This window comes from Mycobacterium asiaticum, assembly GCF_001673365.1.
GTDB classification, from domain to species: Bacteria; Actinomycetota; Actinomycetes; order Mycobacteriales; family Mycobacteriaceae; genus Mycobacterium; species Mycobacterium asiaticum_A.
Genome location: NZ_LZLS01000196.1, coordinates 1 through 2,275, shown reverse-complemented (window position 1 = coordinate 2,275; position 2,275 = coordinate 1). Strand labels below are relative to the sequence as shown.

Sequence of the window (2,275 nt, the reverse complement as noted above, 5' to 3'; positions counted from 1 at the left end):
CGATGCCGGCCGCGCCGGTCCCGCCTTTCCCGCCGATACCGCCGGCGCCACCGGCACCGCCATTGCCGGATGTGGAGCCACCTTGCCCGCCGGCACCACCCTTACCGCCGACGCCGCCGGTCCCACCGGTCTCGAACTCGGCGGCACCCGTGACACCCTGGGCACCGTTGCCACCTTTGCCGCCGGCACCACCGGTACCCACGGCGCCAGCCTTACCGCCGGCGCCACCTTGACCGCCGTTGAGGCCGCTGAGGGTGGGGTCGGTGTAGCCGTCGCCCCCGACGCCACCGTTGCCACCGCTCGTCGCCGCAGCACCGCCCGTTCCATCCGTGCCACTGGCCGAGCCGAAGGTGCTTCCCTTTCCGCCAGCGCCGCCGGTGCCGGGGTTTCCGCCGATACCCCCCGCGCCACCGTCGAAGAGGGCAGCGGTGCCGTGCGCGCCGTGGCCACCGTCTCCGCCCAGCCCAGCCGCACCGCCGTTACCACCGTCACCGCCGACGCCCAGGTTGCCGAGCGCGTTCGGCGCGTTGCCACCCTTACCGCCGGTGCCGCCCTGCCCACCGGTGCCGCCCTTTCCACCGGTGCCGGCAATCTGCGCCGGGTCGGTTGCGTCGGCCCCGGTCGCGCCGGTGCCGCCCTGCCCACCGGTGCCGCCCTTTCCGCCGGTCCCGCCGAAGCCGGCCTTCGTACCTGCCGACCCACCATCGCCGCCGGTACCGCCATTGCCGCCGGTCCCGCCAGCACCACCGCTTTGCGTCGGGTCGGTACCGGTGGCGCCGATGGCGCCGTTGCCGCCGGCACCGCCGGCACCGCCGTCGCCCACGTACCCGCCGGCACCGCCGGCACCGCCGTTACCGCCGTGCGCACCTGGGACGATCGCGTTCCAGCCCGCGCCGCCGGCACCGCCGTTACCGCCACTGGTCGCCCCGGTCCCTGCCGCACCGGAGGCGGCCGCGCTGGTTCCGGCGCCGTTCACGCCGCCGGCACCGCCGACGCCGCCGTTGCCGGGGTTGCCACCCTGGCCGCCGGTACCGCCGTTACGCACAATCTGGTCGCCGGCCCCGCCGACGCCGCCGTCGCCACCGAGCCCGGCCGCCCCGCCTTGGCCACCCGCGCCGCCGGCACCGGTGACACCACCGGTGCCGCTGCCGAGCGCGGCTCCTCCGGCACCGCCGTTGCCACCGTGGCCGCCGACACCGCCATTTCCGCCGAGGCCACCGGTCCCGCCAGTGGCTCCGGCGACGGTTGCGTCGGCACCGGTGGCTCCGGCACCGCCGCCACCACCAAGACCGCCGATACCACCGGCACCGCCGTTTCCGCCGTTGCCTGATACAGCACCGCCGCGACCACCGGCACCGCCGACGCCACCGGTACCGCCGACCGCGCCCGTACCGCCCGCGGCACCCGGGGTAGCCCCGTTCGCCCCTGTGGCGCCGACCGCTCCACCACCACCGGCACCACCGTTACCGCCGTTGCCCGTCGCACCGCCGTCACCGCCGAGACCGCCGGTCCCACCGACGACGCCCACGCCGCCCTTCCCGCCGTTCCCGCCCGAGGCGCTGCCGTCACCCGAGCCACCGGCACCACCGGCACCACCGTGGCCGACCACACCGGCGTCACCACCGGCGCCGCCGTTACCGCCCGTGGTGTTCGATCCGCTCGCGGCACTGAGACCCGCACCGCCGGCTCCGCCGTTGCCGCCGCTGGTGGCCGCCGCACCGGCCGCGCCGTTGGGCCCACCGAGGGAGCCCGCGCCGCCGACACCGCCAACGCCCGGGTTTCCGCCCACTCCGCCGGCGCCGCCGTGGATGTTGCCGATGCCACCGTCGCCGCCGCTACCACCGTCACCGCCGAGTCCGGCCGCACCGCCCGCGCCGCCCGCGGCACCGGCCCCGAACATGCCGGTGCCACCGGCGGCACCACCCGCTCCGCCATTGCCTCCGTTGCCTCCGGCGCCACCCGTCGCGCCCGCGCCCGTGGCTTGCTCGCCGGTGTAACCGGCACCCCCGGCGCCACCGACGCCGCCGGCACCGGCGGTGCTGAACATTGCCCCGCCGTTGCCGCCGCGACCGCCGACGCCGCCTTCACCGCCGTGAATGCCCAGAACCTGATCACCCGCGCCGCCGGCGCCGCCGGCGCCGCCCACGCCGCCCGCACCGAACATGCCGGCGTTTCCGCCGATGCCCCCAGCACCACCAGTCAAACCAGCTGCGGCGCCGACACCACCGGCTCCGCCGATTCCGCCGTTGCCGAACAAGATCCCGCCAGAACCGCC

The 2,275-nt window shown here is 77.1% G+C and carries 1 pseudogene; it reads right to left on the bottom strand.

Annotated elements, in window-relative coordinates:
- Nucleotides 1-2,275 (bottom strand): annotated as a pseudogene (locus A5634_RS28765) (hypothetical protein); the annotation flags it as partial.